The sequence below is a fragment of the Clostridium sp. YIM B02569 genome (assembly GCF_022320765.1).
Lineage (GTDB): Bacteria > Bacillota > Clostridia > Clostridiales > Clostridiaceae > Clostridium > Clostridium beijerinckii.
Window position 1 is genome coordinate 1 of the sequence record NZ_JAKJJX010000056.1, and the last position, 5475, is coordinate 5475.

7 protein-coding genes are annotated in these 5475 nt (G+C 33.3%); 2 read left to right on the top strand and 5 right to left on the bottom strand.

Going from position 1 to position 5475, the window contains the following annotated elements; translation table 11 throughout:
• Window positions 1-126: 126 nt before the first annotated feature.
• From L3B96_RS26955 to L3B96_RS26970, 4 genes are all read right to left on the bottom strand, one after another.
• Window positions 127-297, bottom strand: a complete 171-nt coding sequence (locus tag L3B96_RS26955) for a DUF2200 domain-containing protein (protein WP_238949048.1) — start codon at window positions 295-297, stop codon at window positions 127-129.
• A 56-nt stretch (window positions 298-353) separates the two neighbouring features.
• The gene (locus L3B96_RS26960; RefSeq protein ID WP_238949049.1) at window positions 354-1223 is read right to left on the bottom strand and encodes a methionyl aminopeptidase; all 870 of its coding nucleotides are present in this window, start codon (window positions 1221-1223) and stop codon (window positions 354-356) included.
• 20 nt (window positions 1224-1243) lie between these two features.
• Complete coding sequence (locus L3B96_RS26965; RefSeq protein ID WP_238899955.1) at window positions 1244-1924, bottom strand: DUF5680 domain-containing protein; 681 nt, start codon at window positions 1922-1924, stop codon at window positions 1244-1246.
• 553 nt (window positions 1925-2477) lie between these two features.
• Window positions 2478-3503, bottom strand: coding sequence for an aldehyde reductase (locus L3B96_RS26970; protein WP_238949050.1), 1026 nt, complete (start codon window positions 3501-3503; stop codon window positions 2478-2480).
• A gap of 116 nt (window positions 3504-3619) precedes the next feature.
• Between L3B96_RS26970 and L3B96_RS26975 the strand changes: the two genes are divergently transcribed.
• Window positions 3620-4141: a TetR/AcrR family transcriptional regulator gene (locus L3B96_RS26975; RefSeq protein ID WP_238949051.1), complete on the top strand. Its 522-nt coding sequence runs from the start codon at window positions 3620-3622 to the stop codon at window positions 4139-4141.
• A 98-nt stretch (window positions 4142-4239) separates the two neighbouring features.
• On the opposite strand, the gene L3B96_RS26980 is transcribed toward L3B96_RS26975, so the two are convergent.
• On the bottom strand, window positions 4240-4806 hold the full coding sequence (locus L3B96_RS26980; RefSeq protein ID WP_238949052.1) for a flavodoxin family protein: 567 nt from the start codon (window positions 4804-4806) through the stop codon (window positions 4240-4242).
• Between the two features lie 195 nt (window positions 4807-5001).
• Here L3B96_RS26980 and L3B96_RS26985 point away from each other — a divergent pair, with 195 nt between their 5' ends.
• On the top strand, window positions 5002-5379 hold the full coding sequence (locus L3B96_RS26985) for a helix-turn-helix domain-containing protein (RefSeq protein WP_023974155.1): 378 nt from the start codon (window positions 5002-5004) through the stop codon (window positions 5377-5379).
• The last annotated feature ends 96 nt before the right edge of the window (window positions 5380-5475 follow it).

The following is a 5475-nucleotide window of genomic DNA, read 5'->3' on the forward strand; positions in this document are numbered from 1 at the left end:
AGCCTGTGCTCCCTTCATTTGATAATTTATTATATCATCCTAATGAAGTTTACACAGACTATTTTACACTCTCTAAAAATAAGCTATAGCCAATAAATTATAGTAAATCGAGTAGGATGAAAACAATTATTTTGTTTCCATCCTCTCACACCACTCTATTTCAGCAATCACCCTACAAGGGAGCCCTGAAAATCCGCTCGTATTTACTTGGAAAGTATATACTTTAAATGGTTTATCTGCTGCTTTTTCTTTTACTAACTCATCTATTAGCTTATCTAAATAGCAAATTTCCTTCATGATTGGTTACTACTTTGAAACTGTAGACAACCCCACTAATAAATCACATTACATAATTATTTTGAAATAACTTCTACCCCATCTTCTGTTACAAGAACTGTGTGTTCCCATTGTGCTGAAAGAGAACCATCAGCTGTCAATGCAGTCCATCCATTATCCTCATCTATAAATATTTCATGACTTCCAGCATTTATCATTGGTTCAATTGTGAACACCATTCCAGGCGCCAAAACCATATCTGTTCCTCTTTTTCCAAAATGAAAAACAAATGGATCTTCATGAATATCTAAACCAACTCCATGTCCTCCAAATTCTCTAACTACTGAATAGCCATTATTTTCTGCATGTTCCTGAATTGCTGCTCCAATATCTCCTAAAAATTCCCAAGGTTTAACTGCTTCCAGTCCTTTATTTACGCATTCTTTAGTTACTTGAACCAATTTTCTGGCTTCTTCACTTACTTCACCAATCATAAACATTCTTGATGCATCTGAATAATATCCATTTAATATAGTAGTAGCATCCACATTTACAATATCCCCATTTTTAAGGACAACATCGTCACTTGGTATTCCATGACATACTTCATTATTTATTGATATACAAATACTTTTAGGAAATCCATCATAATTAAGGTCTGCTGGAATTCCACCCTTTGATATAGTATAATCATATGCTAATTTATCTATCTGCTCTGTTGTCATGCCTTCTTTGATGTTTTCACTAATCAAATCTAAAAGACCATTATTAACCTCTGCACTCTTTCTTATTCCTTCAATTTGCTCTTTTGTTTTTATAAGATCTCTTGTTGGTACTATATGTCCTTTTCTTTTTAAGTCACTTAATTTCTTATCAAATTCTAAATGACAATTTTTATACTTCACTCCACTTTTACACCAACATAAATCATTTCTGTTTAATATCATAATATTACTCCTTGTTTTAACTATTTAATTGATCCTCCATGAAAATAACATTCATAAACTTTAATATTACCAAAATATATTTCCTCATGCCCTTGAAACCACTTAAATTCACCATTTATAATGCAATGATATTTATACTGTCCATTTTGATAAATAATAGGACCTCTATATGGATTCTCTTCAGTTACTAAACTCAAAGCTTCCTTTAAAAAACTATCTGAAAATCTTTCATCCAAAACTCTTCCAGTATAATTCATTGACCAAAATGGAATATCATCTTGCCACAAACCTTCTTCCCCAGAAAATCTTTCTCCACCTAAATAGGTATCAATATATTTTAAGTTTCCTTCTACATATTCTAAATCATGCGAATTTGGTCTTGAAGATTTACACTCTCCACCATTTCCAGCATACGTAGCTTTTTTAGCCCTACATAGAAAATCAATTATATTTCTATTTATATTATTAACTTTATTTTCTTCTATTGATAACCTACAATTTTCTTCATAATCATTGACTAATTTATCAATGCTTACTTTAAAGAACTCACTTAATGCAATTAATCTAGCTATATCTGGATATGACTGTCCTACTTCCCATTTTGCAACTGATTGTCTTGATATGCCTAAGAATTCAGCTAATTTTTCTTGCGATAGACCTTTTGCTTTTCTAAGTGTTTGCAATTGTTCCTGAAAACTCATAGTTTAACCCCTCCTGGTATTAGTATACTTACAATATTATCATATTTCTACCACCTAAATATAACACAGTTGACAACTAAAAGTTGCATTTAATAAAAGAGTAATTCTAATACCAAACATTCTCTGCCTTATTATTTGCTTATGATGAAGTTCTCCGTAACATCAGCAAATAATAGAACTACTCATCTTTTTTATTCTGATTCATTGTCGGTCATTGCTGATATTTTGTTGTCCTCCATCACCTTGTTGGTTAGAAACAAAGCTGGAATAATTCCTATCACCATGAATATTATACTTGTAATAAAACCTGCCTGAAAAGCTTGATGCCTCTTTCTTGTAACTCAAGTGTCGGTCATTTCTGCTTATCACCAATATTCCTTAATATAAAGCAGCCCAGAAGCATTGTAATATATTGCTTCTGGGCTGTTTTTTCGCCTTTATTTACGATACTATTCACCGTGTCGCTGTCAAGTGCTATTTTTGCTTAAGAGAAGACAACTCAAAAACTTAATGATTGTCTGCTATCTAGAGAACCTTAGTATAATTTTAATGTCTATTTATCAATTAATCCAAGTTCAATCATACTTTTTGCAGTTGCCACGATTGCTTCTTCTGCTGATCTTGGCTGCCAGCCAAGTAACTTTTTAGCTTTTGCGTTGCTACAAGCTGTGTTTTGTCCTAAAAACGTTGCTGGCATACGTAAATCCTTTTTAAAAATTGCCATAAATTTAATCATAAAATCCGGCAGTGCCTTAGTAGATACTTTTTTTGCTGTACTTCCTAAGTATCTCTGCAAAATTTTCGCTTCTTCTTTATATGTCAGATTTTCACCTGTAGTAGCAATAAATCGCTCCCCAGCTGCTTCTGGACATGTCATCGCAAGCAAATGTAATTCTGCAACATCTCTCACATCAACGTAATCAAATCCAATATTTAAGAGGAATGGCATATCCCCATTTAGCATCGCACGAATAATTTGATTAGAGTGAGAAAAATCCTGTCCAAGTACAGGTCCCATGACCGCCACAGGATTAACAGCTGAGAGTTCAATATTCTCTTTCTTTGCAAATTCCCAAGCTGCAAGCTCTGCCATAGTTTTTGAACGTTGGTATGCATCAATATTGCCTGACAAGTCAGTCCAATCTTCCTCTGTAAAAATTTCCGGATGAGATTTATGGCCTGAAAGTACTGCCCCTGAGGCAGAAGTTAGGACTACACGTTTAACACCTGCCGCTTTCGCAGCCTTCATCACTCGCAATGTACCATCAACTGCCATTTTCACCATTTCGTCACCATCATCAGGACGTGTAGCTGGTGTTGGCGATGCCACATGAATAACATAATTTGCATCAGTTGCAGCTTCTATCCAGTTTATATCACTTGTCAAATCTGTCTGTATAAACTCAAGATTTTCAAAATCAACTGCTCCGCCTTTTTCAAGCATTGACTTAACCTCATCTTGGCGTGACAATGTACGAAGTGTTGTACGAACTCTATATCCCCGTTTCAAAAGCTTTAATATTATGTGTACGGCAATAAAGCCGCTTCCACCTGTTACTAAAACTAATTCTTTTTCCATAATAAATTCCCCCTCACTAAGGTTTCACTTGTAACCTCTGTGCAATTAGCATATACTATTATCAAGATGAAATCAACACAGAAACGATCATATGTGACAATAAGGGAGGTATTGTAATGGCAGCAACAAATCACTCGCAAGCCATCAAAAAAGATACAAAGGATTTTATAACAACAGCTATGCTGCAGTTGCTTGCAACAGAAAAGTTGTCAGAATTGACAGTTTCACAAGTTTGTAAACGGGCAGGGGTAAGCCGCATGGCTTTTTACCGAAATTTTAACGATCTCGAGCAGATTTTGTATGAGTACTACCAGCCAAAGATTGCGGCTGTATTTTATACGATTCATCAGAATCCATCCTTCTCTGATAAATTTGATATCCAATTAAAGTTCTTCAGCACCTTTAGTGATGATTTACTCTCATCTGTTGACCGTGGATATGAACCAATCATTCAGCAGATTTTCATAGAAGAAATAAACAAATTTTATGCTCCTGATAGTGGTGAATACTGGACAACTTTCATGTCAGCAGGCGTTTACGCTGTTTGGCGAAAATGGTTTCTAAGTGGACAGCAAAAACCGCTCCGAGAAATAATGGAATTCTTTAAGCAATTTGATACATTAAAAAAGACTTTTTAATATTTATGTTTAAATATTAAAAAGATAGAACAATTAGCTTTAAATGTTCTATCTTCATTACACTTTAATTTTTATAAGTTTTATATCTTTCTAGGATTTTATCCAACTAGATTTTCCCCATCCTTAAATGCTCTTAAAGATAACTCCTCTAACGCTGTTAAATCAGGAACAAGCTCAGCTCCGCAAACGTGGATATTATCCTTTAATTTCCAACCATATAAGTTAAACATATTAGTAACATATTTAATACTTTCTGCACCTACTTCAGGATTTGAATTAGCTTGAGTAAATATCGTTACTACCTTTTTACCTGGATGTCTAGGTGTAATAGTGCTGCTTCCATCATGTTCAATCAATGGAAATGTACGGTCTAACCAAACTTTTGCTTGTCCTGTAATTTGGTACATATATATTGGAGAACCAAATACAATGGCATCTGCTTCATTAATAGCCTCATACATTGGTTTAAGATAATCATTAATAGCACAACCATCATGGGTACGGCAATAGAAGCAGCTTTGGCATCCACGGATCCCAGCATCGTTTAAATTAAATTCTATAATCTCAGCACCTTTAGACTCAGCACCTTTTGCCACTTGTTCTAATAATTTTGAATTATACCCATTCTTTCTTGGACTAGCATTAAAAATAACTACTTTTGACATTTAATATCTCTCCTTTTAAATACAAATATTTCTTAAATTAGATTAACTGTCTACTTACCATATTTATTCTCCTTCATTTGATATTTACTCAAATAAAAGTACTTGGTATAATTATTGTACTTAAATAAATTTATATTAACAAGAACGCAGAATTTAATGATCAGGTATTATTTTTCTTACCTAGGAGGAATAGATATGGCAAGCAAACAAGAATTAGAGAAATATTTAAATATAGTGAGAGAATCAGATTTTAATGAAAAATGCCCTATAAAAGATGCATTGGAAGTAATCGGAGGCAAATGGAAACTGAATATATTAGGGCAGTTACTAAGAAAAGACGTATGTCGCTTTAATCAATTAAAAAGAGACGTATCAGGAATAACAAATACAATGCTAGCAAATTCATTACGTGAACTCGAGAATGATGAATTAATTATTAGAAATCAATATAATGAAATGCCTGTAAGAGTAGAATACACCTTAACTGATAAAGGAAGAAATCTGTTACCATTACTTTATGAATTAACTATTTGGTGGGAGGATTATATAAAGAATAAAGAAATTTCAAAATAATATATTGAAATAAACCAGGCTACATTTGAGTCTGTCAAGACTTTCGTGTAAACTTCAAAAAGTAATATGTTTATTTTATAAGGTTGGAGGTAGAAT

Bases quoted from the DNA above. Each gene is read 5' to 3' on its own strand.
- L3B96_RS26955 (WP_238949048.1), bottom strand. From the start codon at position 297: ATGAAGGAAATTTGCTATTTAGATAAGCTAATAGATGAGTTAGTAAAA.
- L3B96_RS26960 (WP_238949049.1), bottom strand. From the start codon at position 1,223: ATGATATTAAACAGAAATGATTTATGTTGGTGTAAAAGTGGAGTGAAG.
- L3B96_RS26965 (WP_238899955.1), bottom strand. From the start codon at position 1,924: ATGAGTTTTCAGGAACAATTGCAAACACTTAGAAAAGCAAAAGGTCTA.
- L3B96_RS26970 (WP_238949050.1), bottom strand. From the start codon at position 3,503: ATGGAAAAAGAATTAGTTTTAGTAACAGGTGGAAGCGGCTTTATTGCC.
- L3B96_RS26975 (WP_238949051.1), top strand. From the start codon at position 3,620: ATGGCAGCAACAAATCACTCGCAAGCCATCAAAAAAGATACAAAGGAT.
- L3B96_RS26980 (WP_238949052.1), bottom strand. From the start codon at position 4,806: ATGTCAAAAGTAGTTATTTTTAATGCTAGTCCAAGAAAGAATGGGTAT.
- L3B96_RS26985 (WP_023974155.1), top strand. From the start codon at position 5,002: ATGGCAAGCAAACAAGAATTAGAGAAATATTTAAATATAGTGAGAGAA.